This is a genomic window from Pseudomonas sp. AO-1 (assembly GCF_019775695.1).
GTDB lineage: Bacteria > Pseudomonadota > Gammaproteobacteria > Pseudomonadales > Pseudomonadaceae > Aquipseudomonas > Aquipseudomonas parakoreensis.
The window spans coordinates 6,174,764-6,200,297 of record NZ_CP079947.1 but is presented as its reverse complement, the minus strand read 5'-3'; the positions used below and the strand labels follow the sequence as shown (position 1 = coordinate 6,200,297).

At 62.8% G+C, this 25,534-nt stretch carries 25 protein-coding genes; 2 read left to right on the top strand and 23 right to left on the bottom strand.

Annotation, left to right across the window (positions count from 1 at the left end):
• Positions 1-2 precede the first annotated feature (2 nt).
• The 20 genes from KVQ82_RS28250 to KVQ82_RS28155 all read right to left on the bottom strand — a co-directional run bounded on the left by KVQ82_RS28250 (position 3) and on the right by KVQ82_RS28155 (position 18,242).
• Positions 3-1,229, bottom strand: a complete 1,227-nt coding sequence (locus KVQ82_RS28250; protein WP_095667740.1) for a beta-ketoacyl-ACP synthase — start codon at positions 1,227-1,229, stop codon at positions 3-5.
• The gene (fabG, locus tag KVQ82_RS28245) at positions 1,229-1,957 is read right to left on the bottom strand and encodes a 3-oxoacyl-ACP reductase FabG (protein WP_041074891.1); all 729 of its coding nucleotides are present in this window, start codon (positions 1,955-1,957) and stop codon (positions 1,229-1,231) included. Before fabG ends, KVQ82_RS28250 begins: the two co-directional genes overlap by 1 nt.
• Complete coding sequence (locus KVQ82_RS28240) at positions 1,950-2,414, bottom strand: hotdog family protein (RefSeq protein WP_041074889.1); 465 nt, start codon at positions 2,412-2,414, stop codon at positions 1,950-1,952. The genes fabG and KVQ82_RS28240 overlap by 8 nt, the downstream gene beginning before the upstream one ends.
• Positions 2,411-3,607: a beta-ketoacyl-[acyl-carrier-protein] synthase family protein gene (locus tag KVQ82_RS28235; protein WP_222017094.1), complete on the bottom strand. Its 1,197-nt coding sequence runs from the start codon at positions 3,605-3,607 to the stop codon at positions 2,411-2,413. Before KVQ82_RS28235 ends, KVQ82_RS28240 begins: the two co-directional genes overlap by 4 nt.
• The gene (locus tag KVQ82_RS28230) at positions 3,604-4,212 is read right to left on the bottom strand and encodes a hypothetical protein (protein WP_222017091.1); all 609 of its coding nucleotides are present in this window, start codon (positions 4,210-4,212) and stop codon (positions 3,604-3,606) included. The genes KVQ82_RS28235 and KVQ82_RS28230 overlap by 4 nt, the downstream gene beginning before the upstream one ends.
• Positions 4,212-4,937 carry a class I SAM-dependent methyltransferase gene (locus KVQ82_RS28225; protein WP_222017089.1) on the bottom strand — a complete coding sequence of 242 codons (726 nt, stop codon included), beginning with the start codon at positions 4,935-4,937 and terminating at the stop codon, positions 4,212-4,214. The genes KVQ82_RS28230 and KVQ82_RS28225 overlap by 1 nt, the downstream gene beginning before the upstream one ends.
• The gene (locus KVQ82_RS28220) at positions 4,934-6,181 is read right to left on the bottom strand and encodes an NAD(P)/FAD-dependent oxidoreductase (RefSeq protein WP_041074883.1); all 1,248 of its coding nucleotides are present in this window, start codon (positions 6,179-6,181) and stop codon (positions 4,934-4,936) included. The genes KVQ82_RS28225 and KVQ82_RS28220 overlap by 4 nt, the downstream gene beginning before the upstream one ends.
• The gene (locus KVQ82_RS28215) at positions 6,168-7,331 is read right to left on the bottom strand and encodes a sodium:proton antiporter (protein ID WP_222017087.1); all 1,164 of its coding nucleotides are present in this window, start codon (positions 7,329-7,331) and stop codon (positions 6,168-6,170) included. Before KVQ82_RS28215 ends, KVQ82_RS28220 begins: the two co-directional genes overlap by 14 nt.
• Positions 7,328-9,667, bottom strand: coding sequence for an MMPL family transporter (locus tag KVQ82_RS28210; protein ID WP_222017085.1), 2,340 nt, complete (start codon positions 9,665-9,667; stop codon positions 7,328-7,330). Before KVQ82_RS28210 ends, KVQ82_RS28215 begins: the two co-directional genes overlap by 4 nt.
• Positions 9,651-10,253, bottom strand: coding sequence for an outer membrane lipoprotein carrier protein LolA (locus tag KVQ82_RS28205; RefSeq protein WP_041074877.1), 603 nt, complete (start codon positions 10,251-10,253; stop codon positions 9,651-9,653). Before KVQ82_RS28205 ends, KVQ82_RS28210 begins: the two co-directional genes overlap by 17 nt.
• A complete protein-coding gene (locus KVQ82_RS28200; protein ID WP_145596002.1) occupies positions 10,250-10,675 on the bottom strand; it encodes a thioesterase family protein in 426 nt (141 codons plus the stop codon). The genes KVQ82_RS28205 and KVQ82_RS28200 overlap by 4 nt, the downstream gene beginning before the upstream one ends.
• Positions 10,668-12,212, bottom strand: coding sequence for a histidine ammonia-lyase (gene hutH, locus KVQ82_RS28195; protein WP_222017084.1), 1,545 nt, complete (start codon positions 12,210-12,212; stop codon positions 10,668-10,670). Before hutH ends, KVQ82_RS28200 begins: the two co-directional genes overlap by 8 nt.
• On the bottom strand, positions 12,193-13,140 hold the full coding sequence (locus KVQ82_RS28190; protein WP_222017082.1) for a glycosyl transferase: 948 nt from the start codon (positions 13,138-13,140) through the stop codon (positions 12,193-12,195). The genes hutH and KVQ82_RS28190 overlap by 20 nt, the downstream gene beginning before the upstream one ends.
• Entirely contained in the window at positions 13,137-13,871 is a 735-nt protein-coding gene (locus KVQ82_RS28185; protein ID WP_222017080.1) for a glycosyltransferase family 2 protein, read from the bottom strand. Before KVQ82_RS28185 ends, KVQ82_RS28190 begins: the two co-directional genes overlap by 4 nt.
• A gap of 128 nt (positions 13,872-13,999) precedes the next feature.
• Complete coding sequence (locus KVQ82_RS28180) at positions 14,000-15,679, bottom strand: acyl-CoA synthetase family protein (RefSeq protein WP_222017078.1); 1,680 nt, start codon at positions 15,677-15,679, stop codon at positions 14,000-14,002.
• On the bottom strand, positions 15,676-16,221 hold the full coding sequence (locus KVQ82_RS28175) for a hypothetical protein (protein ID WP_222017076.1): 546 nt from the start codon (positions 16,219-16,221) through the stop codon (positions 15,676-15,678). Before KVQ82_RS28175 ends, KVQ82_RS28180 begins: the two co-directional genes overlap by 4 nt.
• Positions 16,218-16,472 carry an acyl carrier protein gene (locus tag KVQ82_RS28170; protein ID WP_041074867.1) on the bottom strand — a complete coding sequence of 85 codons (255 nt, stop codon included), beginning with the start codon at positions 16,470-16,472 and terminating at the stop codon, positions 16,218-16,220. The genes KVQ82_RS28175 and KVQ82_RS28170 overlap by 4 nt, the downstream gene beginning before the upstream one ends.
• A 9-nt stretch (positions 16,473-16,481) precedes the next feature.
• On the bottom strand, positions 16,482-16,757 hold the full coding sequence (locus KVQ82_RS28165; RefSeq protein WP_041074865.1) for a phosphopantetheine-binding protein: 276 nt from the start codon (positions 16,755-16,757) through the stop codon (positions 16,482-16,484).
• Entirely contained in the window at positions 16,741-17,547 is an 807-nt protein-coding gene (locus KVQ82_RS28160; RefSeq protein WP_041074863.1) for a 1-acyl-sn-glycerol-3-phosphate acyltransferase, read from the bottom strand. Before KVQ82_RS28160 ends, KVQ82_RS28165 begins: the two co-directional genes overlap by 17 nt.
• Positions 17,523-18,242 carry a beta-ketoacyl synthase chain length factor gene (locus KVQ82_RS28155; protein WP_047290917.1) on the bottom strand — a complete coding sequence of 240 codons (720 nt, stop codon included), beginning with the start codon at positions 18,240-18,242 and terminating at the stop codon, positions 17,523-17,525. The genes KVQ82_RS28160 and KVQ82_RS28155 overlap by 25 nt, the downstream gene beginning before the upstream one ends.
• 362 nt (positions 18,243-18,604) lie before the next feature.
• Between KVQ82_RS28155 and KVQ82_RS28150 the strand changes: the two genes are divergently transcribed.
• Entirely contained in the window at positions 18,605-19,375 is a 771-nt protein-coding gene (locus tag KVQ82_RS28150) for a ParA family protein (protein ID WP_041074859.1), read from the top strand.
• Positions 19,376-19,488: 113 nt separating this feature from the next.
• Here the strand turns inward: KVQ82_RS28150 and trxC are convergent, their stop codons facing one another.
• Positions 19,489-19,923 (bottom strand): thioredoxin TrxC, encoded by a 435-nt coding sequence (gene trxC, locus KVQ82_RS28145; RefSeq protein ID WP_222017075.1) that lies wholly within the window; start codon positions 19,921-19,923, stop codon positions 19,489-19,491.
• 326 nt (positions 19,924-20,249) lie between these two features.
• On the opposite strand from trxC, the gene KVQ82_RS28140 reads away from it, so the two are divergent.
• Positions 20,250-20,642, top strand: a complete 393-nt coding sequence (locus KVQ82_RS28140) for a type II toxin-antitoxin system HigA family antitoxin (RefSeq protein ID WP_198758220.1) — start codon at positions 20,250-20,252, stop codon at positions 20,640-20,642.
• 6 nt (positions 20,643-20,648) lie between these two features.
• On the opposite strand, the gene selO is transcribed toward KVQ82_RS28140, so the two are convergent.
• Positions 20,649-22,112 (bottom strand): protein adenylyltransferase SelO, encoded by a 1,464-nt coding sequence (gene selO / locus KVQ82_RS28135; protein WP_222017073.1) that lies wholly within the window; start codon positions 22,110-22,112, stop codon positions 20,649-20,651.
• Positions 22,113-22,160: 48 nt separating this feature from the next.
• Positions 22,161-25,514: a mechanosensitive channel MscK gene (gene mscK, locus KVQ82_RS28130; protein WP_222017071.1), complete on the bottom strand. Its 3,354-nt coding sequence runs from the start codon at positions 25,512-25,514 to the stop codon at positions 22,161-22,163.
• Between the last annotated feature and the right edge of the window lie 20 nt (positions 25,515-25,534).

Sequence of the window (25,534 nt, the reverse complement as noted above, 5' to 3'; positions counted from 1 at the left end):
GGTCAGTGCCAGCGGCGGAAAATCAACGAGGTGTTGACGCCACCAAAAGCGAAATTGTTGTTCATCACGTAGTCGTGATGCATTTGGCGGAATTCGCCGCGCAGGTAATCGAGCTTGCCGCAGTGTGGATCGACCTCGTCGAGGTTGAGCGTGTGCACATACAGGTCGCGATTGAGCATTTCGATGCTGAACCACGACTCCAGCGCGCCGCAGGCCCCCAGCGTGTGGCCGAGGAAACTCTTCTGTGAGCTGATCGGCATGTGTTCGCCGAACAGACTGCTGGTTGCCAGTGTTTCGGCAATGTCGCCCTGTTCTGTAGCGGTGCCGTGACCATTGACGTAACCGATGGCGTCCGGCGTCAGCCCGGCGTCTTCCAGCGCCAGCTCCATGGCGCGGCGCATGGTGACCTGTTCCGGGCGCGTGGTGTGCTGGCCGTCGGCGTTGCTGCCGAAACCGACGATCTCGGCGTGGATCCGCGCACCGCGAGCCAGCGCATGCTCCAGCTCTTCGAGCACCAGCATGCCGCCGCCTTCGCCGATCACCAGACCGTCGCGGCCCTTGTCGTATGGACGTGGGCTGGTCTGTGGCGCGTCGTTTTTCAGGCTGGTGGCGTACAGCGCGTCGAAGACCATGGCTTCGGTCGGGCACAGCTCTTCGGCACCGCCGGCGAGCATCAGCGGCAGCCGTCCGAACTTGATCGCCTCGTAGGCGTAGCCGATGCCCTGACTGCCGCTGGTGCAGGCGCTGGACGTCGGGATCAGGCGTCCGGTGAGGCCGAAGAAAATGCTGATATTGGCCGCGGTGGTGTGCGGCATCATCCGCACGTAGGAGTTGGCGTTGAGCCCCTCGGCGACCGAGTTCAGCAGCATGTTGCCGAAGGCCTTGATCTCGTCGGTGCTGCCGGTGGACGAACCACACGCCACACCCATGCGCCCGTCCTTGATCGATTCGTCACCGAGCAGGCCGGCGTCAGCCAGCGCCTGCTCCGCCGCACCCACCGCCAGCCGTGACACCCGGCCCATGCTGCGCAGTTGCTTGCGGGTCCAGTGCGCCGGGACGAGAAAATCATCGATCGGCCCGGCCAGACGGGTGTTGAGTTCGCTGAAACGGTCCCACTCGTGCATGCGGCGAATGCCGCTGCGGTTGGCCGCGAAGTTGCCGGCGATGGTCTGCCAGTCGCTGCCAAGCGAAGTGATGCCGGCCATGCCGGTGACGACAACGCGCTTCATCAGCACAAGCCTCCGTTGACCGCCAGGACCTGGCGGGTGATGTACGAGGCTTCCGCCGACATCAGGAAATTCACTGCACTGGCAACCTCTTGCGGGGTGCCCATGCGTTGTGCGGGGATCATTTTCATCAGTTCTTCCACCGGCACGTTTTCATCCAGCATCGCTGTGTCGATCAGGCCCGGCGCGACGCAGTTAACGGTGATTTTGCGCTTGCCCAGTTCGATCGCCAACGCCTTCGCAGCGCCGATCACTCCGGCCTTGGAGGCGCTGTAGTTGACCTGGCCCCGGTTGCCGATCAAACCCGACACCGAGGTGATGCAGACGATCCGACCGGCGGCGCGACGACGGATCATCGGCATCATCACCGGGTGCAGGACGTTGTAGAAACCGTCGAGGTTTGTGCGCAGCACCACGTCCCAATCGTCATCGCTCAACGCCGGAAAAGCGCCATCGCGGGTCAGGCCGGCGTTAAGCACCACGCCGTAATAAGCGCCGTGGGTTTCGACGTCAGCTTCAAGGATGGTTTTGCAGGCTTCGCGGTCGGCGACGTCGAATTGCAGGATGCGCGCGTGACGGCCCAGCGCTTCGATCTCGGCCTGCACCGCTTGCGCTTCGGCAACGCCGCTGCGGCAATGCAGGACGATGTCGTGCCCGGCCTGTGCCAGACGCAAGGCAATGGCGCGGCCGATACCACGGCTGGAGCCGGTGACCAGTACGGATTCAGTCATCGTTCGACTCCCTGGTTTGTTCAAGATATTGGCTGGGCTGCGGCGGGCGGAACACGTTCAAACGTGCGCTGGCCTCGATGCCGGGGGCGTTGATGTGGCATTCGAAAACACCCATGCCGTTGTCGTCTTCCAGCGAACGGATGCCGTGGATGGTCAGTTCGCTGCCGGCCGGAAACGCCTCGACGTTGCACTCGAATTTACGTGTCCCGAGCAGGAAACCCAGCGCGACCGGGTTGCCCTTCTGCCGTGCGTGGCAACCGGCGAAGGCGGCTACGCTTTGCGCCATCAACTCGATGCCGACCCACGCCGGCAGGCTGCCGTCTGGCAGGTTGAACAAACCGTCGGGCTTGACGGTGAGGCGGGTGTGGATCTGCTCTTCGTCGAAGCTGAGGATGCGGTCGATCAGGATCATGTCGCCAGCGTGGGGCAGCAGTTCGGCGAGCGGCCAGTCATTCATGGAGCGTCTCCGATAATCAGGCTGACGTTGTTGCCGCCGAAGGCAAACGAATTGCTCATCAGGTAGCGGGGTGCAATGGACGACAGGCGTTCGCTCGCGGTCACCCACTTCAGCGCCGGCAAGTTGGGGTCGGGCTGGGCGTCCCAGACGTGGGGCGGCAAGGCTTGTTGCGGGTTGTCGGCGCTCAGGCTCAGCCAGCAGAACGCTGCTTCCAGCGCACCGGCCGCGCCGAGGGTGTGACCGGTCATCGGCTTGGTCGACGAGCAGGCCACGCCGTCGGGAAACAGCGTGGCGACTGCCAGACTTTCCATCGCATCGTTGTGCTGGGTCGCGGTGCCATGCAGGTTCAGGTAGCTGATGTGCGCCGCTTGCAACTGTGCGCGGCTCAAGGCTTTCTGCATGGCTTGCAGGGCGCCGCGACCGCTCGGTTCCGGCGCGGAAATATGGTGCGCGTCGGAGCTGGCGCCGCTGCCGAGCAGGGCAATGGCCGGGCCGTTGCTGCGCTGCTGGCTCATCAGAAACAGCACCGCCGCTTCGCCGATGTTGATGCCGTTACGGTTGGCCGAGAACGGATTGCAGCGCTCGTCGGACACCGCTTCCAGCGCGCTGAAACCGTTGAGCGTCAGTTTGCACAGGCTGTCGACCCCGCCGCACAGCACCGCATCGCACAGGCCCAGATCGAGCAGGCGCTGTGCGCTCATCAGCGCCCGCGCACTGGACGTGCAGGCGGTGGAAATCACATAGGCCGGGCCGCTGAGTTGCAGCCAATCGGCGAGAAAGTTCGCCGGCGCGCCGAGTTCCTGTTGCCGATAGTCGTACTCGGTAGGGAACTGCTGCTCGCGAAGATAGTGCGCCAGCCCGCGGCTGGCCTCGTCGATCCCCGAGGTGCTGGTGCCGAGCACCACACCGATGCGCTCGCGACCATACGTCTGGATGGCCCGGTCGATGTCCTCGCGAATCTGCAGCGCGGCTTCCAGCAGCAGTTGATTGTTGCGGCTGCGCTGGTCGGTCAGTTCGGCCGGAATAGGCGCCAGCTCACCATGCACCGCCGCCACGGGCAATTCACGCTCGGCAACCCAGCCGGACTCGCGGCGCATGCCCGAGCAGTCACCGGCAAACAGGTTCTGCGCGACCTGTTGCTTGTCGCGGCCCAGCGCGCAGATCACGCCGAGGGCATTGAGGTAGGCAGTCATGGCGTCGGCTCACCGAGAGGAGAAACCCGATAGTGCGGGCCTTGGGGCAGATTCAATTGGAAACTCAACGGTTGTGCATAACGGATCGTCCAGCGCGGCGCCAGCGTGCGTTGCTCGCCCTGCTGCTGCGCGGTGGGGTAAGTGCGCGCCAGTTCGCCGGACGGGGTCAGGGCGAACAGCAGCGCGGCAAACAGTTCCCGGGCTTCGGGATTGGGCGGCAGCAGCCCGTCGGCCTGCCAGCGCCCGTCGATCAGTTGCTGACGGGCCTGGGGAATGCCCAGCGGATCCATCATCGACCAGCGGATGCCGGGGCCTTCGCGCTGGATCACCAACAGCCAGTCCTGACGCTGATCGGCCTGTTGGCGCTCGATGTGCAGTTGCAGCGGTAACGGCAGCGTCGGGTCGCTCGCGGGCAGCGGGGCCTGGCTGGCGCAACCACTCAGCAAAGCAAATGCCACCAAAATCAGCCATACCGCAAACCTTGTGGGAGCTGGCTTGCCAGCGATGGCGGCGGCACATCCAGCATTTTGGTTAACTGACACACCGCTATCGCTGGCAAGCCAGCTCCCACAGGGGTTTAGCTGTGCTGATTGAAAGTGGTACATCAGATGGATTCCTGCAATGGCTTGCGGGCGACAACGTTCACCAACGTTTCCTCACGCTCGCCAAACGGCTTCGGCCGGCGCAATCCGAACCGTTCCAGCAGTCCGAAATCCTTCGACCGGCTCCACCACAAATACGGGTACGAAACATTGCGCTCGCCAAACTCGAAACCCTGCTGGCGAATCATCTCCAGGTACTGCGCCGCGCTCTTTTGCACCTGCATCGGATGGCGGAACAGCCAGCGGATCACCCAAGTATCAATGTAAGCCTCGGTGGACTCGGCGAACAGCAGATAACCACCCGGTTTGAGCACGCGGTAGAACTCGGCGAGGGCTTTTTCCTGCTCCACCAGGTGATGAAAGGTCTGATGGCAGAACAGCAGGTCGACACTGGCATCGGCCACATTGAGCGTCGCGCAGTCGCTACCGATCAGCTCGACGTCGAAGCCCTGCCGCGCCGCTTCTTCGGCGCTCAATTGCAGGCTGTGCGGGTCGGCGTCGACGCCGATCAGATGCTGTGGGGCGAAGGTCTGGTGCAGGTGGCGGAACGATTTGCCCTGACCGCAACCAGCGTCCAGCAGCACCGGATTGGCCGGCAGCGACTCGCTGAACAATCCGCGTAAATCGTTGATCGCCACGCGCAGCACATGGTGCTGCCAGGTGTGGCTGCGCAGGAACCAGAAACCGAAGCGGGTTTCCTCGACGTAGCTGTCGCTCAAGTAATTCATGGGGCGTCCTTTGCACAGAGTTCGGAAATCATCTTCAGTCGGCGGCGTGCTTCGCTGACGAACGGATTGCGTTCATCCCAGGCGTAGCCGGCGAGGATCGAGCAGATCATTCGGCGAATGTCCGCCTGACTGTCTTGATAAAAAATCACGTCCTGAAAGGTGCCGGCATACCAGCCCTCGACGTAGCAGCGGAAGGTGTCGACGCCACGTTTGAGCGGCTCGGCGAACTCGCGCTGCCAATCGACGATTTCCCCCTGCAACTGCCGGTGCAGGACAGCGGCGGCCATGCTCGCCGAACGCATGGCGATGGTCACGCCGGAGGAGAACACCGGGTCGAGAAATTCCGCCGCGTTGCCAAGCAGGGCGAAGCCCGGGCCGTGCAGGGTTTTCACATTGGCAGCATAACCGCCGAGGGTACGCGCCGGGGTGTCCCACACCGCGTTGTTCAATACAGCGGCGAGGCTCGGCGTTTCGCCGATGAAACCGCGCAGGCAGGCATCCAGATCGCTGTCGCGCCCCTTGAAGTGCTCGGCAGCAGCCACCACGCCCACCGAGCAGCGCCCGTTGCTGAACGGGATCGTCCAGAACCAGATGTCGCGGTGCTCGGGGTGGGTGGTGACGAGGATCTTCTCGCGGTCGAAGGCCGGGTTATCGATGTGATCTTCAACGTGGGTGAATACTGCCTGGCGCACCGGGAAATTCGACGGCGCTTCCAGATCAAGCAAACGCGATAGCACGCGCCCGTAACCGCTGGCGTCGAGCACAAAGTCCGCTTCGATGCGGTACTCGCTGCCGTCTTCGCGCAGCACGTCAAGCTGCGGTCTGGCCCGGTCGAAATCGACGCGGACGATGGCATCGCCGTAACGGAATTCGGCACCCTGCAATTCAGCCTGATCAGCCAGCAGCTTGTCGAAATCGGCGCGCTGCACCTGGAACGTGGTCGGCTTGCCTGCGGTGAAGGTGTCGCTGAAATCGAAAGCGCTGTAGCGCTCGCCCCAAGCGAAGGCGGCACCGGTCTTGCGCTGGAAACCGGCGGCATTGACGGCGTCGAGCATGCCGGCTTCTTCGACGAAATCCAGGCAATGGCTGAGCAGGCTTTCACCAATGGAAAACCTCGGGAAATGCTGGCGCTCGATCACCAGCACATCGTGGCCCTGGCGCTTGAGCAACGCGGCGGCGATGGCCCCGGAGGGGCCCGCGCCAATGATCACGACCTGACGGGGTTCCATTTCAACGATTGGCACGTGAGCTCCCGGGCGCAGTGGCGCTGGTTTTCATAGGCGCGCGGTGCAGGCCGATCAGGGCCGGCAACAGCGTCGCGATCAGGCCCATCAGCATCAGCGCGAAGTACAGCGCCGGGCTGATCAGCTGTTGTTGCAGCAACAGGTTGAGAAAGACGATTTCGCTCAGGCCGCGAATGTTCAGCAACACGCTTTCGCGCCAGCGGCTGGCGCCTTCGAACGACGCACCGGCCCAGCCCAGCCCGAGCCAGTTGCCGAGCAGTTTACTGGCAATCGGCAACAGCAGCAGCGCCGCCCATTGCACCGCGCCAAGGCTGGCCAGGGCGCTGTGCACGTCGATCTGCACGATGCCGAAGGTGAGGATCAGCGGGATCGCGATCCACGTCTGCAAGCGGCTCATCCACCGCGCCGGCAATGGCAGCACCAACGGCACTTTCAGCAAGGCCATGCACAGCAGATAACCGATGCCGAAAATCAGCGCGTTGAGTTTGTAGTGCTCGGCCAGCACCAGCAGCGCGAAGAAGCCGAGGCTGTAGGTCAGCGGACGACGCACGCGCAGCAGATGCAACAGCACTGGCACGCAGGCCAAGCCGAGTGGCAGCAACAGGCTGCTCAAATGCAGGCTGCCCTGAGCGAGACCGAACAGCGTCCAGCAGGTCAGGTCGATGAGGATTGCCGTTTGTACCAGGCGCCGGGTGGCGGCGGGCGGGTAGTCGATGTGGCGCAGGTACAGGTACAGCACCGGAATCGCCGTGATTGCGAACACCAGCCCGATTGCCAGCGAGTTCAGCCACGGTTGCGCCGGCAGCAGCCAGCAAGCGACGGCCAGACCGCAGGCGAACGGCACAGCGAAACTCGGCACGGCGATTTTCACGCTCTGGCGATCCAGGCGCAGGTCGATCACATCACTGAGAATGTGCCCGAGCAACAGCGCGAAACTCAGGCTGTAGAGGTCTTTCAACCACCCTGGCGCAATCAGTTCGGCGCCGCTGAGTTGCCAGGTCGGCTCAATCCAGAAGTACATCAACAGCGGCAAACCGAAGCTGGCCAGCAGCAACTGGCTGACGATCGGGATCAGGCCGAAGTGCCGACCGACACGGGTGGCCACAGCGAACAACGCCAGGGCCATCAGCCAGAAGCTGACGACCATCACGCTGCCGGCTCCGCGACGCTGGTGCTGTGGACGTGGCGTCCGGCCCACGGCGCGAGAATGAAGCTGAAGGCCAGACCGAGGCTCACTGCCAGGCCAAAATTGCTCACCGCCGGCGTACTGGAAACGGCCAGCAGACCGAACGACAGCCAGGTCGTCAGCGCCGCCAACAGGGTGCCCAGCAGACTCACTGCCGCACCGCCAACCTGTTCACGCATCAGGATCGCGTAATCGACGCTGATCGCCGTCACCAGCAGCAGGCCGAACAGGCTGAACAGGGTCAGTGGCTGACCGAGCCAACCGAGGCTGGCCAGGCTGCACAGCGCCGCCAGCAGCGGCAGGGCGACGATGCGCAACGCGCCGCCGAAGCCGAACGGCACGATCAGCACCAGCACAATCAATACGCAGGAGGCGAGTTTCAGTTCGGCGGCGCTGATCTGGGTCGCGGCAAACACGTTGTTCAATTCACCGAGCCGATCGACCAGCATCACCCCCGGCAAGTCCAGCGCCTGCACCCGCAGCAGGGACGGATTGTTCAGGCCTTGCAGGCTGGTCATCGCCGCCACGCCGTCAGCGGTCGGGCCGAGCCACAGTGTGCGGTAGGGTTCGCCCAACGGCCCGGCCAGTGCCGCGTCGATGTCTTCGGCAGGCAGACTCTGCAACTGCTGCAACTCGGTTTGCAACGCCGCGAGCGGCACGCCGAGGTCGAGCAATGGCTGCCAGTGTTGCGGCAGTTTGCTCAGCGCTTCGCGAACCTGCTGTTGCTGGCTCGGCGGACTGAGCAGTTGGTCGAGGGCCAGATAGCCTTGCAGTTTGTCGAGGTTGACCAGTTGCTGCAGACGCTCGCTCAACGCGGCCTGACGCTCCAGCAATTCCTGCTGATTGGCCCCGCGCACCAGAAAGAACTGGCTGGTCGGCTGATAGCCGGTGATGCGTGCGATGGTCTGCGCCTCATCGGTCAGGCGTTGTGGCGCGCCGACCCATTGACGAATGTCGTTCTTGCTTTGCAGCTGCACCAGACCGCCAGCGCAGAAGGCGATCAGCAGCGCCAGCAGCACCGGGGTGCGCACGTGTTCGAGCAGGTTTTCGCGCAGTTGCACCAAGCGCTCGGCCAGGCGCAGCGGCCATTGCGCCGGTTGCAGCTCAACGTTTTTCAGCAGGGCCGGCAGCAGGCACACCGCCGACAGATACGCGCCGAGCAAGCCGGCAGCGGAGAACACCGCGATTTGCGTCAACGCCGGAAAGGGCGTCCAGGCCAGCGCCAGATAACCGATGGCGCTGGTGATCAGGCTCAGCGTCAGCCCGGACAGGGTCAGGCGCAGCGCCGGCCAACTGCGCCACGGCTTGAGGCTCCAGCTTTTCGACAGATAGTGCAGCGGGTAATCCACCGCCACGCCGATCAGGCTGGAGCCGAGCACCAGCGTCATCACATGCATGTGGCCGAACACCGCGACGCAGGCCACCGCGCCGAACATCATGCCCACCAGCACCGGCACGAACGCCAGCAGCACCCGCCAGCGGCGGAACGCCAACAGCAGCAACAGCAGAATACCGAGGGTGGCGCCGCCGCCGACCCAGGTCATTTCGCGGGTGGCTTGCTGCTGACCGTTGGCGGCGTACAGCAGACCGCTGGCGGCCAACAGTTGCACGTCGGCTTTCGCCGCTTGCTCGCGACTGTACTGCAGCAGATCGGCGACTTTCAGCGGCAGGTTCATGTCGAAGGCATTGCCGGTGGTGCGCGCGCGCAGCAGCACCCAGCGCTTGCCGTCGGCATCGGCGACCAGTGCGCCGCTGCCGATGTCCAGTTGCACCGCACCGTGTTTCGGCTGGCTGTTCTGGATGCGTCCGGTCAGGCCCAGCCAGTCGTCCTGGCTCGGTACCAAGGTGAAACCGTTGAACGGGTCGAACAGCGCCTGCACCCGTTGCTGAATGAACGCATCGGGATGCTCGGTCAGCAGTTGCCTGTCATCCGCCGAGAGCATCGCCAGCCGCCCTTGCAGCAGTTGCGTGCGCAACGCCGGCAGATCCGCCTGCAGGTTCCACTGAACCTTTTCGAACAGACCGCTGGCTTGCCATTGCTCGCCGAGGGTTTGCGCCATGGCCAGCGCTTGCTGGCGATCGGCGTGCCCGACCAGCACCAGCATTTCCCGATTGAGCGGCTCCTGCATGCGCTGTTCGGCGCGCAGTTCGAGGGCGTCAGGGTTGGTCCCGGGCACCAGTTCCATGAGGTTGGCCGACAGCGGCGCACCGTCGCGCCACTGCCACCCGGCCAGCGCGACAACCGCCAGCAGCAGGATCAGGAACAGCCACGGCAGCCTGCGCTCACTCGGCAAAGTCATGTTGCTCCGCTTCGCTCAACGGCTGGTTTGCAGTGCTGTCCTGCATGCGCAGCACGGTGCTGTCGCCCTGGGTTTCCAGCAGTTCGATGGTCTGTACCAGCTCACCACCGTTGATATTGATCTGATTGAACACTTGCTTGAGCAGCACCGAACGCGGGGTCAGGGTGAGTTTCCACTGCTGTGCGTCGCCGCTCAGGGCCAGTTCGAAATCCCGCTGCAAGCCGCTGCTGTCACCTTGCAGCACGGCGAGGAACAAACGGTTCTGTTCGGCCCCGGCGCTCTTGTTCGGCAGCAACTGCCAAGCGTTGCCGTCACGACGGGCGATGCCGTTGGCGGTGATGCGGTAATCCTGTTGCAACGGGGTCTTGAGCAGCCAGAGCAGACCGTGGTTTTTCGCCAGCACGAAGCTGCCCTTGCTGAGCAACGGCTGAGGCAGCGCGCGCAGGTGCTTTTCCTGAATGAACTGGCCGTGGATCACTTCCGGTTTCGCCAGTTGTACGCTGAGCTGTTGCAGGTCGAAGGCGTTGGCCAGCGTCGACACGGCGAGCAGCGCCAGCGCGCCAAAGCCTTTGCAGATCAGGTTCATCGCAGCATCCTTTCCACCGCTTCGGTGAACACTTTGGGGGAGGCCAGTTGCATCTCGCGGCTGCTGATCTCGACCGCCACCTGCACCGAGCTGGCACGGGTCAGGCGCTCACCGGTTAGCAGGTCGGTGATCAGATAATTGATCTTCAAGCGGTTCTCCCACTCCACCAGACTGGCGCGCACGTTCAAGCGCTGGCCGAACACCGCGCCGCGCACATAACGCAGTTGCAGGTCGATGATCGGCCACGCGTAACCGGACTCGGACATCTGCGTGTAGTTGTGGCCGATCTGGTCGAGCAGCGCGCAGCGCGCCACTTCCAGGTATTTGACGTAATGCCCGTGCCAGACCACGTGCATGGTGTCGACGTCAAAAAACGGCACGAGGATTTCCGTGTCGGCGTGCAACACTCCGGCGCTACGCATGCAGCCTCCAGTGTTGCTCGGCGATACGTTGCAGACACAGGCGCAATTCGCCTTCGAGTGCACGGTCTTCGATGACCGGCGGGAAGTCCTTGGCCAGCTCTTCGTGCATGGCGGCCAGCGAAGGTGGCAGCGCGCGTGCGTCTTCATCGCGACCACGCAGCCAGACGCCCTGATTGGCCGCGAGCAACGTGGCGGCGGCGACCTGCTCGGTCAGCTCCAATACGCGGATCGCGTCACGGGCGGCGATGGTGCCCATGCTCACCTTGTCCTGGTTGTGACACTCGGTGGAGCGTGAGAACACGCTGGCCGGCATAGTGTTTTTCAGCGCTTCGGCGGTCCAGGCGCTGGTGCCGATCTGCACGGCTTTGAAGCCGTGGTTGATCATGGCGCGCTCCGCCGGAGCACCGGACAGGTTGCTCGGCAAGCCGTGGTTGTAGCGTTCGTCGACCAGCAACGCGAGTTGTCGGTCTAGCAGGTCGGCAATGTTGGCCACCAGATTTTTCAGGCTGTCCATGGCGAACGCAATGTGCCCGCCGTAGAAGTGCCCACCGTGCAGCACGCGCTCGGCTTCGGCGTCGATAATCGGGTTGTCGTTGGCGCTGTTGAGTTCGGTCTCGATGAACGAGCGCAACCAGTTCAGGCTGTCGGCCAGCACCCCGAGCACGTGTGGGGCGCAGCGCAGCGAGTAGCGATCCTGCAGGCGATGCAGCGGCGCGGTCGGCGCGTCGATCGCCAGATCCTTGCGCAGCCACGCGGCAACCTGCATCTGCCCCGGATGCGGCTTGGCGGCGAACAGACGCTCGTCGAAGTGTTCCGGATTGCCTTGCAGCGCGACCACGTTGAGCGCGGTGATGCGCGTGGCCAGTTGCAGCAGATAGTCGGCGCGGGCGAAGGCGAGGCAGGCGAGGCCGGTCATCACCGCCGTGCCGTTCATCAACGCCAGCGCTTCTTTCGGGCGCAGCACCAGCGGCGTCCAGCCCAGTTCGCGATGCACGTCGGCAGCCTGGCGACGCTCGCCACGGAACCACACTTCGCGCTCGCCGGACAGGGTCGCGGCGACGTAGGACAGCGGCGTCAGATCACCGCTGGCGCCGACCGAACCTTCTTCGGGGATCAGCGGCAGAATGTCGTGCTCAAGGAAGGCGTGCAGGCGCTCCAGCAGTTCGATGCGCACGCCGGACACGCCGTGGCACAGCGACTGCAAGCGCGCGGCCAGCACGGCGCGGGTGGCTTGCGGGTCGAGCAGTTTGCCCAGGCCGCAACCGTGGAAGGTGTAGAGATGACGCGGCAGTGCCTCGACGTGATGCAGCGGCACCGCGACCACGCAGGAATCGCCGTAACCGGTGGTCACGCCGTAGATCACGCCTTCCTTGTCCAGCAGCGAATCGAGAAACCGCGCGCCTTTGGCGATGCGCTCACGGTAAGCGGCGTCGCTCTGCAACTGCACGGGCGCCTGACGGTTGGCCAGGGCCAGCACGTCTTCGATGCGCAAAGGGCGTTCGCCGAAGGTTACCGGCTCATGGGTTGGCGTCGTCATCGGTCTTCCAGAAAGGGTAAAAGTTGAACCATTGGTGCGGGGCTTCGAGGCAATAGTGACTCAGGCGCTGCGCGTAGCGGGTGGCCCACTGATGAATGACCTGCTCGCGCTCGCGGCGCGTCCACACCACGCTGTCGGCAAACGGTTCGAGGGTCAGGCGATAGTGACCGTCCGGTTGTTTCAGGCACATCAACAGATTGACCGGGCATTTGAGCAAACCGGCCAGCAACCACGGGCCTTGCGGAAACGCTGCCGGGTGGCCGAGAAAATCCACGCTGACGCTGCGCCCGCCGTGCAACGGCACGCGGTCGCCGGCAATCGCCAGCCATTCACCGCGCTCCAGGCGTTCGTGCAGTTGCAGCATGATCACCGGGTCCAGTTCGCTGACCTGAATCAGGCGCAGATTGGTCGCGCCGGCCTCGCCCAGCAAGCGGTTGAACTGTTCGGCGTGCTTGGTGTGTACCAACACGTTCATGGTGACCTTTTCGCCGATCTCGGCCAGTGCGCGGCACACTTCGAGGTTGCCCAGATGCGCGCCGACCAGCAGTTGCCCGCGACTGCCGCGCAGCTGATTGCGCAGCAGTGCCGGGTCGATGATTTCGATTTGCTCGATGCGCAGCTTGCCGTTCCACACGTCGAGCTTGTCGAGCAGCGAATCGGCGAACGCCATGAACTGGCGGAACACCCGCCAGTAGCTCGGGCGCAATTCGCCGCGGTTGCTCCAGTCAGCCAGCCGTTGCTGGTATTGCCAGGCACTGTTGCGCGCGGTACGGCCGAACAGAAAGAAGTACAGGACGATGCCGTACAGCAGCGGACTGAGCAGGCGTCGGCCAAGCACCTTGGCGGCGAACGCGGTGAATTTCATCAGCAGGAAGCTGCCGCGCTCTTCGCGGTCGGCCCAGTGCTTCTTGTCGGTCTCGACGCTCATGTGCGCCACCGTCGCCAGAGGATGACGGGCAGGCGCAGCAGCATGCCGAAGAACAACCGGGTATGCATGCTGGAAATCAGCGCGTTGTCGTGGAACAGGCGGAAGTGCGAGACGCCGTCCAGCGGGTAATGCACGCTGGTCTGCAGCCAGCGCATCGGCTGGTTGCGCCACGCCAGGCGCACGAGGATGTCGGAGTCGAAATCCATGCGCTTGCCGACTCGTGCCGAGTCGATCAGCGCCAGCGTCGGGGCCAGAGGATAGACGCGAAAGCCACACATCGAATCGCGGATCTGCAGCGACAGCGTGTTGATCCAGACCATCACATGAGTCAGATAACGCGCGTACAAGCGGCCCTTGGGCACACTCTCGTCAAACAGCGGATAACCACAGATCATCGCGTCCGGGTGGGCGCGGGATTCCTCGACGAAACGGGCGACGTCGTGCAGGTCGTGCTGGCCGTCGGCGTCCACTTGCAGGGCATGGGTGAAGCCCAGACGCGCCGCTTCGCGCAGGCCGGTCATCACCGCGCCGCCCTTGCCCTGATTGAGGGTCAGGCGCACCAGATGCACCTGATCACGCTCGGCCAGCGCATCCAGCACGCGCGCGCACGACGGCGTGCTGGCGTCGTCCACCAGAATGCACGGCAGGCCTTGGGCGAGCAGGGCGTCGACCACGGTGCCGATCGCGGTTTCATGGTTGTAGACCGGAATCACGGCGCAAGGGTTATGCATTGAACACATCCCCACTGTGGCGAGGGAGCTTGCTCCCGCTCGAGTGCGCAGCACTCGCTCGCAGTTTTGCGTGAACCGGGTTTGGGGCCGCTGCGCAGCCCAGCGGGAGCAAGCTCCCTCGCCACAGGTTATGCATCGGCGGCTCCTAGCAGGATTCGTCCGCTGGAGCAGGTCGCGGTGTCGTTACGGTAGGCGAAATACAGCTTGCCGCGCTCGGAATCGAAACGCAGATGCAGCTGGACTTCATCGCCCGGGCGCACCAGTTGCTGGAATTTCAGCACTTCCATGCCGGCAAATTTGCCGGGCAGGTTCAGCAGTTGTCGGCCGAGGTTCAGTGCCCATTCGACCTGCACCACGCCGGGCAGCACCGGGGCTTTGGGGAAGTGGCCGCTGAAGTAGGCCAGATCCGGTGGAACACTCAATTGCAGGCTCCACTCGCCGTCGGTTTCGACTTGCTCCAGCACTTCTGGCGCTTTCGGCCGTGGCGCCAGCAACAGTGCTTCGATGTCGGCCTGGGGCAGTTTGCCCTGGCTGTTCAGCGGCAGTTGCCGCACCAGACGCCAGCGCCGGGGCAAGGCCAGCGCTTCGCAATGCTGGCTCAGGTGCTTGCGCAGGGCTTCGGTCAGGCTGCGGCGGCCGTGTTCACGCAAGGCAAACAGGCCGGCGTCGCTGAGCACCAGCAAGGCGCCGAGTACTGCGCGGTTTTCCTGAACCACGCCCAGCCGTGCTTCGGCGACCCAGTCATGGGCGCCCAGTGCCTGTTCCAGCATCGGCAGGGAAATGCGCTTCTCTTCGAGTTTGACGATACGATCCAGCCGCCCAAGCAGCTCGAAACGCCCGTCGGCAGCGATGCACGCAGCGTCGGCGGTGTGTTCGACATGCCCCGCCGGCAAATAGGGGGAAGCGATCAGCAGGGCGCCGTCGCTGTCCTGGCTCAGTTCAACCCCGGCGAAGGGCTGCCACAGGCTGGCGCCTTGGCGCCAGGCGATGCCGCCGGTTTCCGAGCTGCCGAGGATTTCGGTCGGCCACTGTTGCAGGCGTTGCTGCAGGCTCTGCGCCGCGTCTGCGGGTAAAGCGCCGCCGGAGGAAAACACCCGGCGCACGGCGCTCAGGGCCGGCCAGTCGAGGTTGTCGCCCATGCGCTTGAGCAATGCCGGGCTGCCGACCCAGGCGAAGGCCGGGTGCTCGCGGCTGGCACGCTGCAGGTCTTCCGGAAACGCCAGTTGCCTGCGCACGAACGGCCGTCCGGCGCACAGCGGCCACAGCACCCGGAACAGCAAACCGTAGATGTGCTGGGTGGCAACGCTGCCGATGATCCAGGCTTCACCCAGATCCGCCCCCCACAGTTGCTCCAGTGCTTCGACCTCGTTGGCCAGTTGGCGCAGAGTCTTGTCGATACGCTTGGGCTCGCCGCTGGAGCCGGAGGTGCACAGGCTCAGGCGGCACTGGTCGAGATCCAGTTCGGCGCCGGGCAGGGCAGGCTGCAACAGATCGCTCAGGTGTGAATCATCGGAGTGATCGCTCAGCCACAGATCGACTTCGCTCGACCAGCGCTGGCGGGTCTGCACTTGCAGGTCCGCGGGCAACAGGACGCTGACGCCGGCGCGCCAGGCCCCGAGCAGGGCGATGGCGAGGTCGGCGGCATCTTCCAGGTGCAGCGCCATGCGCTGCACGCCGCGTGCCTGCAGGCCGGCGGCAATGCTTAGCGCCTGCTCGCGCAGTTGCGCATGGTCGAGGGCCGGGGTGTCGGTGATCGCTCGCCCCGGCAGGGCCTTGAGCAACAGTTGCTCAAGTTTTATCCAGTTCATTTACGGCCTCTTACCCGTTGTCGTATCAGCCATTCAATGGCAAACATCAGGCCGATCAATCCGTAGGAGATCAGGCCGGTGTACAACATCCACCAATGCAGCGGCGCCCACAGGGTCAGGAGCGCGGCGCACAAACCGTTGCAGAAGAAAAACACGCTCCAGGCCACGGTGACCTGACGCGTGTAGCGGATCGCCTCGGGCGGCAGTTGCGGCTCGCGCAGTCGTGCCAGGCGCTCGACCATCGGCGGGCCCCATTTCAGACTCAGGCTGAACAGCACCAGCATGAAGCCGCTGATCAGCACCGGGTACCAGCGCAGCAACCGCGGACTGTCGAACAGCGCCAGCAGCAGGCAGAACCCGATCGCCACGCAGGCCATCCACAGACTGCCTGGCTTGCGCTCGCCAGTCAGGGCGCGCGCCAGCCACAGGCTACCCAGCAGCAGCCCGAACTGCCACGGGGCGAAGTGCTCCATGCCGAAATACACCGCAAAGGGGTACAGCAGCCCCGCCAGCAGCAGGCCGAGGCCGATCAATCGGCTCATGCGGCCGGTTGAACCAGACGGTAGACCGCCTCGACCACGTCACCGACGGTGCGCACCGACTTGAATTCTTCGGCGGCGATTTTCTTGCCGGTCTGGCGTTTGATGTGATCGATCAGATCGACCGCGTCGATGCTGTCGATCTCCAGATCCTGATACAGGTTGGACTCCAGGCTGATGCGCCCCGGATCCAGTTCGAACAGCTCGACCAAGGCATCGCGCAGGGTGTTGAAAATGTCGTCACGAGTTTGCATGGTCCGGTCTCAAGCTGCCTGTTTTGCCGTGACGAATGCCGCAAGGCTCGCCACGTTGGTGAAGTGGTTACGGGTGTCTTTGGCGTCGGCGTCGATCTTGATGCCGTATTTTTTCTGGATCGCCAGACCCAGTTCCAGCGCGTCGACAGAATCCAGGCCCAGGCCTTCGCCGAACAGCGTCTGTTCGTCACCGATATCGTCGACGCTGATGTCTTCGAGGCCCAGGGCATCGATGATCAGCCGTTTGATGTCGCGCACCAGGCCAGGGTTATTCAGATCGCTCATCTTCGGCGAGCTCCTTAATGAAGTAAGAGTGCAAATAATCGTTGAGCTTGCGCGAGGCCTGCGGTGCGGGGCCTTGCGTGGCGAAAGTCTGTGGGTCTATATCGGCCCCGACACGAAAACTGAAGTGCACGCGGCGGTGGGGGATCCGATACCAGGGTTCGGCCTTGGTCAAGGTGGTCGGATTGACCTTGATGACCACTGGCGTAAGGATTTTCGCACCGCGCAGGGCAATCGCTGCCGCCCCCCGATGAAAGGCGGGCGCCTGACCGGGCTGAGTGCGCGTGCCTTCGGGGAAAATGATCAGGGTCTGGCCGTTTTGCAGGGACTCGGCGGCGGCGTCGAGCATGTCCATGCTGCCGTCATTGCTGATGTATTCGGTGCGGCGCAACGGGCCACGAGTGAACGGGTTTTCCCACAGGCTTTTCTTCACCACGCAATTGGCTTGACGCACGAGGCCGATCAGGAACACCACGTCGATCAGCGATGGGTGGTTGGCGATGATCATTTGCCCCGGGCGACCGAGACGTTCCGCCCCTTGAATGTCGTACGTCAGCACACCGGTGCGGGCCATGAAACGGACGAAAAACCAGAACAGCCGACTGACAGTCTGCCGTGCGCGCTGACGATGTTTCAAGGCATCGCCGGGCAGGCAACCGAGCAGCGGAAACACCAGCAGGCGCAAGCACAACCCGCCCAGCCCGAACAGCGCGAAACTTGCGGCAGTGGCCAGGAGGCGCCAGTAGTAGGCGTCGCGGTTTTTCTCGGTCACGGGTTGCGTTGCCAGGTCCATACACGATTTTTCCAGGCATGTTGGCAATGGGTTTGCTGACCGAGCAGGGTTCGCAACAGGTTCAGTGCGTGTGGCCAGTGCGCTTTGGACACTGCTTCCTGGCCGCTGTTCAGGGTCAGCCGCCAGCCGGTACCGGGGGTGAGCAGCAAACCGACCGCATAAGGGAACGGCACGTCGTCGATCCACTGCGAATAGGCTTGGGGCGGCTGTTCTTCGGTGATGATCAGCAGCACCGCCGGAGCGCCTTCATCGAGCAGGGCGGCCGCTTCGAGAATGCCATGTTCCAGGCCATCGCCCGCTGCCGCAAGGGCGGTCATTTCGCTGGTTTCGCCGCGCATGATCGACCACAGACCGATGATCGCGTTGTGCACCGACAGGCTGAACTGCGTCGGCGACAACGGCTCGTCCTTGGCCAGGTCACTGAGGATCTCGAAGGTGCGCGGGGTTTCGCCGTGTCGTGAAACAAACACCAGCGGCAGGTTTTCCCGTCCGTCGGCCAGTGGCCAGCCGACACTGAACGCCATGCGCGCCAGACGGCTGAGGCGCCGGCGCTGCATGGCGGGCAGAAACGACACATCGGGCGCGGCATCGCTGTCCGGGAGTACGACCGGTTGTCGGCTCCAGGCCTGCCACGCGTCCACGCTGTCGAGCCCCGGGGCCCACGCGCGCCATTGGGCGATGTTGAAGTTGATCACGGATGTTCATCCTGCCCCTGCGGGCTTTTTATGACGCTTTGAGTCGCCAAAGCCGCGGCTGACCTGATGTGGCGCTTGGCGCCGGGTGGCGCGCATTATCCCGGTGCGACGAGTGTGTAGCAAATGTTGGTTACGTTTTGCGCAGCAAAATGTACCGAGTGGTCCGCAGAAAAACTGTCACTTGGCCATTATCCGCATCGTGCCGGATTTGTCTGTCGGGCCTGTCAGCGCACACGGCAGGTTTCTGCCCTCTGTGCCCGCTGATTTTTGTACCTGACTCTGTAGTCCGCGTCGTTGAAGGTAGCGAAGCGCACGCACAGGCAACTACACTCGGTCATTCTTTGATACACGGAGGTTTTGTCATGCGGCGCGTGGTGTTCAATCAGAAAGGGGGTGTGGGCAAATCCAGCATTGCCTGCAATCTGGCGGCAGTGAGTGCCAGCGAGGGCTATCGCACGCTGTTGGTCGACCTTGATGCCCAGGCCAACTCCACTCAGTATCTGACCGGGCTCACTGGCGATGACATACCGATGGGCATTGCCGACTTCTTCAAACAGACCCTGTCTTCCGGGCCGTTTTCGAAGAAAAACCAGGCCGACATCTACGAAACCCCGTTCGACAACCTGCACATCATCACCGCCACTGCTGAACTGGCCGATCTGCAGCCCAAGCTTGAGGCCAAGCACAAGATCAACAAGCTGCGCAAATTGCTCGATGAGCTGGACGGCGAATACGACCGGATTTATCTCGATACGCCGCCAGCGCTGAACTTCTATGCGGTGTCGGCGCTGATCGCTGCCGATCGGGTATTGATTCCCTTCGATTGCGACAGCTTCTCGCGTCAGGCGCTGTACGGGCTGCTGGCGGAGATCGAAGAGTTGAAGGAGGACCACAACGACGGCCTGGAAGTCGAAGGCATCGTGGTCAACCAGTTCCAGGCCCGGGCCAGTCTGCCGCAGCAGATTCTCGATGAGTTGATTGCCGAGGGCTTGCCGGTGCTGCCGGTGTATCTGAACAGCTCGGTGCGCATGCGCGAGTCGCACCAGGCCAGCACCCCGCTGATCCACCTCGACCCACGGCACAAACTGACGCAGCAGTTCGTTGAACTGCACAACCTGCTCGAAGATCACTGATTTTCCTGTGGGAGCGAGCCTGCTCGCGAAGCGGCCAGCACGTTCAACATCTCTGTTGACTGAACGGGCGCCTTCGCGAGCGGGCTCGCTCCCACATGGGGTCCTGTGGAGGGTCAGATGCCCTGGCTACGCAGCCACGCCAGCAACTGCGGCAACGGAAACGCCCCGCTCTGACGCGCCACTTCCCGGCCGTTCTTGAACAGAATCAAACTCGGAATCGAACGAATCCCCAACTGCGCCGACAACTGCTGATTGGCTTCGCTGTCGAGCTTGGCCAACCGGCACTTGCCCGCCAACTGCGCCGCCGCCTGCTCGAATACCGGCGCGAACGATTTGCACGGCCCGCACCAGTCCGCCCACACATCCACTAACAACGGCAGATCACCCTTGATCTGGCTGGCGTAGTCACCTTGCTTGAGTTCGAACGGCTTGCTCAGTAGCACCTCGGACTTGCAGCGCCCGCATTTTGGCTGGTCGGCGAGACGTTCGGCGGGGATGCGGTTGAGGCCGTTGCAGGCGGGGCAGGGGATAAGGAGTGGTTCAGACATGATGGGCTCTCAGGCAAGAAGTCTATAAGACTGATCTGGAGGCAAAGTCGCGATTATCAAGGAATTGGCTGTAGGTCATTACCATCTTCATTTAAGGAAAGGACCTACGTGCGTCGGGACCGAGTCTGATTATCCGTATTTGATCCAATTGGTATCTTGTGCCGATCTGAACGGAATAACTCTTGGACTCCATCCCTATGGCCTTCACAACGGGTAAACGTCTTTCGCTCTCACAGCTTTTAGAAGGATCTGAGTTTGTTAAAGACTTAAATGCCCGAGCGATTTACTCGCTAGCCGGGGACTTTGTTGGTTTCGATTATGTTTGGCTGGATTCCGGTGCTGACCAAAGTCCGGATTTCTTTCCTCGTCCGCTGCGTCGGCCAGAAAATGAAGAGGATTACGACGCCTTGGTTCAGGCCGTCGGCGAGATCCTTGAGATAACCGGTGATGATGGCTCGCACCCACTCGCGAGTCTGGTGGACATCATCAGTGACTGGATTGGGGAGTGGGATCGCACACACCATCCGATGGCCGAGGCGAGCGGCGAAGAGGTCCTCGGCTACCTGATGCGCGAACATGGACTGACTCAGAGCGACCTGCCGGGTGTGGGTACTCAATCCGTTGTTTCGGAAATTCTGAACGGCAAGCGCAAGTTGAACTTGCGGCAAGTTCGCTGGCTGGCCGACTACTTCAAGGTGCCTGTAGACGTATTCATCTAGGCTGCCTCAAGACGAACAACTGATCTCCAGATGCTTGCCCCACTCCGGCGGCCGTTCGGCATAACCTTCCATTCCCGGCTGTTCGTCGAACGGCTTGCTCAACACCGCATGCAGCCGGCGTACCTCGGAGTAGTCGCCTTGTTCGGCGGCATCGATGGCCTTTTGCGCCAGGTAGTTGCGCAGGATGTACAGCGGATTGACCGCGTGCATACGTGTGCGGCGTTGTGCCTGATCGCTGTCGCCATCGCGGGCAACCCGAGCCACGTAACGCTCGCCCCAGGCGTCGAGGCCTTTGATGTCGACGAAGTCATCGCGCAATTGGGCGACAGCCTGTTCTGCTGAATCTTCGCCGAGGCGGCGGAAAAACAAGGTGTAGTCGACGCCGCTGTTCTGCATCAGTTGCAGCAGGTCTTCGAGCAGCTTCTGGTCGTCATCCTCGGCGGTGGTGAAGCCGAGGCGGCGGCGCATCAGGTCGAGGTAGTGCGCCTGGAACAGCGGCAGGTACAGGCCGAGGGTTTCGCGCAGGGCTTCGACGCTGATGAACGGCGTCAACGCCTGGGCCAGGGCGCTGAGGTTCCACTGGCCGATCGGCACTTGATTGCTGAACGAGTAGCGACCCTGATCATCGGAATGGTTGCAGATGAAGTGGGCGTCGAAATCGTCAAGAAAGGCGAACGGGCCGAAGTCGAAGGTGATGCCGAGGATCGACATGTTGTCGGTGTTCATCACCCCGTGGCAGAAGCCGTACGCCTGCCATTTGGCAATCAGTTCGGCATTGCGCTCGACAATTTTGCGGAACATCGCCAGATACGGCTCCGGCTGCTCCAGGCATTCGGGGTAGTGCATCGCCAATACATGCTCGCCGAGCTGCTTCTGCTGCTCGGGACGCTTGGTGTAATAGAAATATTCGAAGTGGCCGAAACGGATATGGCTTGGCGCCAGACGCAACACCATCGCCGCGCGTTCCTGCTTTTCGCGCCACACCGGGGTGTCGGAGCCAATCACGCAGGCTGCACGTGAAGACGGAATGTTCAGCGCGTGCAGCGCTTCGGAAGCGAGAAATTCACGGATCGATGAACGCAGCACCGCCCGACCATCGCCCATGCGCGAAAACGGCGTCTGCCCGGCGCCCTTCAGATGCAGATCCCAATGTTCGCCGGCCTGGTTATACACCTCGCCGAGCAACAGCCCGCGACCATCGCCCAGTTGTGGCGTGTAGCCGCCAAACTGGTGCCCGGAATAGACCATCGCCCGCGGCTCGGCATCGGCCCACAGCTTGTGGCCGCCGAACAGTTCGGCAAATTCCTGAGTGTCCGCCGTCGTCGGCTCGAGATCGAGCAGGGCCAGCGCCGCCGGGCTGGCGATGACCAGACGCGGGTTGTCGATCGGCTCGGGCAGCACATGGGCGGAGAACGCGTCGCCGAGGCGGGCGAAGCGATTGTCGAAGGTCAGTTCGTCGAGGGCTTTCAAGGGCCGGCTCCAGCAGAATGTCCGAGCATTCTGCTGGGATCAGACCGGTTAGTCGAGTTTGGCCGGCGGCGGCTCTTGCAGCGGCTTTTGCTCCGCGCCGATCGGGACGATGGTTTTGTTCTCGTCTTCGATGGGAACCAACTTGTATTCCTGACCATGAAGGTTTTTCAGGTACACCTCCATCTGGCGGAACGAGATGTTGATGTGCTGCTTCTTGAATTCGCGGTTGATGAAGCGGTTCACTTCATCGATCACCGGGTTGCGGTCACCGAGGTCACGCACGTGCATGCGCAGTTCGTGATCGAGGGTGCTTTCGCCGAAGTTGAGGAAGTACACATGCGGCTCGGGTTCCTTGAGGACGCGCGGGTTTTCCCGGGCGGCCTTGAGCAGCAGTTCCTTGACCAGATCCAGGTCGGAGCCGTAATCCACACCGAGTTTCAGCGTGACGCGGGTAATGGTGTCGGTCAGCGACCAGTTGATCAGTTGCCCGGTAATGAACGTCTTGTTCGGGACAATGATGTCCTTGCGGTCGAAATCGGTGATGGTGGTGGCGCGGATGCGGATCTTGCTCACGGTGCCCGACAGGTTGCCGATGGTGATGGTGTCACCGATCCGCACCGGGCGTTCGAACAGGATCATGATGCCGGAGATGAAGTTGGCGAAGATCTCCTGCATACCGAAACCGAGACCGACCGACAGCGCCGCCACCAGCCACTGCAACTTGTCCCAGCTGACGCCTAGGGTCGACAGCGTGGAAACGAAACCGACGCCGGCGATCACGTAGGACAGCAGCGTCGTGGTCGCATAGGCGCTGCCCTGCGCCAGATTGAGTTTCGACAGCACGAACACTTCGAGCAGACCCGGCAGGTTGCGCGCCAGGGCGAAGGTGATGCCGATGATGATCAGCGCGCCGAGCATGTCGCCGATGCTGATCGGCACCATGCTCATGTTAGCGCCGGTGCCGCTGGTGTATTCGTAAAGGGTGATGTTGTCGAGGTACGAGAACACCGAGATCAGGTCAGCCCAGACCCAGTACAGCGCGGCGATGAAACCGCCGAGCAGTGCCAGACGGATCAGGCGCAGCGACTGTTCGTTGACCTTCTCGATGTCCAGGGTCGGCTCTTCGATCACCGCTTCGCCGTCGCCGGCCTCTTTCGCCGCCTGACGTTTGGCCAGGGCGCGCTGGTAGGCCAGGCGGCGTGCGGCGACCGCCAGACCACGGACGAAGGTAGCCTCGATCACCAGCCAGAACATCAGCAGGTACAGGGTGTTGATCAACCGGTCGCTGAGTTTCAGCGCGGTGTAGTAGTAGCCGAAGCACACCGCGACGAACAGGGCGATTGGCAACAGAGTGAACATCACGCCCACGGCCTTGCGGAACAGCGAGGTGTTTTCGTGGGCCGGGCTGCTGATCAACAGGCGGCTGAGCAGCCACGCCATCAGCGCGTAGCAGGTCAGCACCACCGGCATGCCGATGACGTCGTCGGCCAGCGCCGCCGGTTGCAGCTCGGCCACCGCCACCACGGTCACCAGCGCCATCACCACCAGCCCGAGGCGACGGATCCAGCCCTGCAGGAACTCGACCTGCGGCTTGTCCCAGCGGAAATGCAACTCGGCCACACCGCCTGGCGAGAGAATTCGGTAAGCGGTGTAGAACACCAGCCACGCCTGACCCATTTGCAGCAGCGCCGCGCCCATGTTGGCGTTCTGCCCGCGGGCATCGATCTGCAGGGCCAGCCCGCACAGCGCCAGGCCAAGGGCCACCGGCATCGCCAGCAGAATGTTGATCAGGATCGCCTGCGGGGTATGCCACTGGCTGTCACGCTTGAAGTGCCCGATGTCCTGGTGAACCTTGTTCAGCCGCGCATACAGCGCCTTGCGCCGCCACAGCAGAGCGCCGATCAGCAGGGCCAGCGGCAGAAACAGCAGCGGACGCTGGGTCAGGCCGTCGGTCAGCTCGCTCAGGCTTGAGGCCAGCGGCAGGGTATCGATCTGCCGCTTGAGCCGCTCCGGCACACCGCGTAGCCATTCCGTGTCCAGTGGCTTGTTGCTGGGGATCCAGAACATCTGCTCGTCGAGGGTCGCACGCAGGCTCTGCGCGGTGCTCAGCAGTTGTTTCTGGTTGAGTTGCAGGGTGATCGATTCGTTGAGCACCGCGCTCAGTTCACGGTTCAGACGTTCCAGCAGGTCGGCGCGGGTGTTGGCCAGTTCCATCAGGCTCTTGCGCAGTTGCGGGGTGACTTGTTCCGGTGGCTGGGTGGAAAGCAGGTTGTCGACGTAGGTTGCCGGGTTGCTCAGCAGTTCGCGCTGCTGACTGACTTCGAACTGATACAGGCGAATGTCGGCGATCTGGTCCGCCAGATCGCGGTCGACCTTGAGCCGCGGCAACGCCTGCTTCTGCTTATAGAGAATCTTCGACAGCAGCAGGCTGCCCTTGAGCACGTTGATCTGCTCGTCGAGGGCGGAGTCGCTCTGGGTCAGGCTGTCGAGTTGCTGTTTGGTCTGCAGGTTCTGTTGGGTGACTTCGTTGAGGCGGTCGGTGCTTTTGAGCAGGTAATCGGAAAGTTTGAGGTTGGCGGCGCTTTCAGTGGCGAGCAGGCTGCTGCCGCCGGCCTTCTGTGCCTCGATCGATTGCTGGGTGACGGTTTCCTGCGACTGTGCCAGGCGCTTCTGGTTGATCAGCGTCTGAAGTTCCTGGATCTCGCGATCGAGTCGGTCGGACTTTTCCGTGAGCAGGTCGTGCTGGCTGTTGCCCAGATCCTGCAACTGGCTGTTGCCGGCCAGTTCCTGGCGGCGCAGCGGGATCAGTGCGTTCAACGCGACGAGCTCGGCGTTCAATTGATCGCGTTGTTCGGCACTGACGGTCTTGCCGCTGTCCTTGCCGGACTTGAGGATGTTGTTGATCTGCTGGATGCGCGTCTGGCTGGCAGAGATTTCTGCCTGCGCACGCTCTGGGCGAGTCTGGGCGGTGATGATCAGGCTGTTGGCATCGGCCAGGGCTTTTTGCAGGTCACTTTGCTGGGTCGAGCGATCGGTGAGGATCTGCTCCAGCTGCTGGATCGACTCTTTGCTGAAACGCTGCGCCACCGGCACCACTGCCGTGGCCTTGAGGCGTGCCAGTTCGCGGGTGTTCTCGATGGTCTGCCGCGGGGCGGAAGCCAGTTGCTGCTTGAGGTCGATCAGCTTCTGGTCGTAATCACGCCGGCTGTTGAGCTGGTTGAGCGTGGTTTGCAGGACCGTTTGCAGGGTCTTTTTGTCGGCATCCGGCAGTTTGCTGTCGGCCAGTTTGTCCAGGCTGGCCTGCACGGCTTCGCTGGACGGCGGTTCAGCGGCATACAGCGGGCCGACGGAAAGACTCAGGCCCAGCAGGGCCGCGAAAAAGAAAGAGCGCAGGGTAGGCATAGAGACCGGTCAAGCAAGTG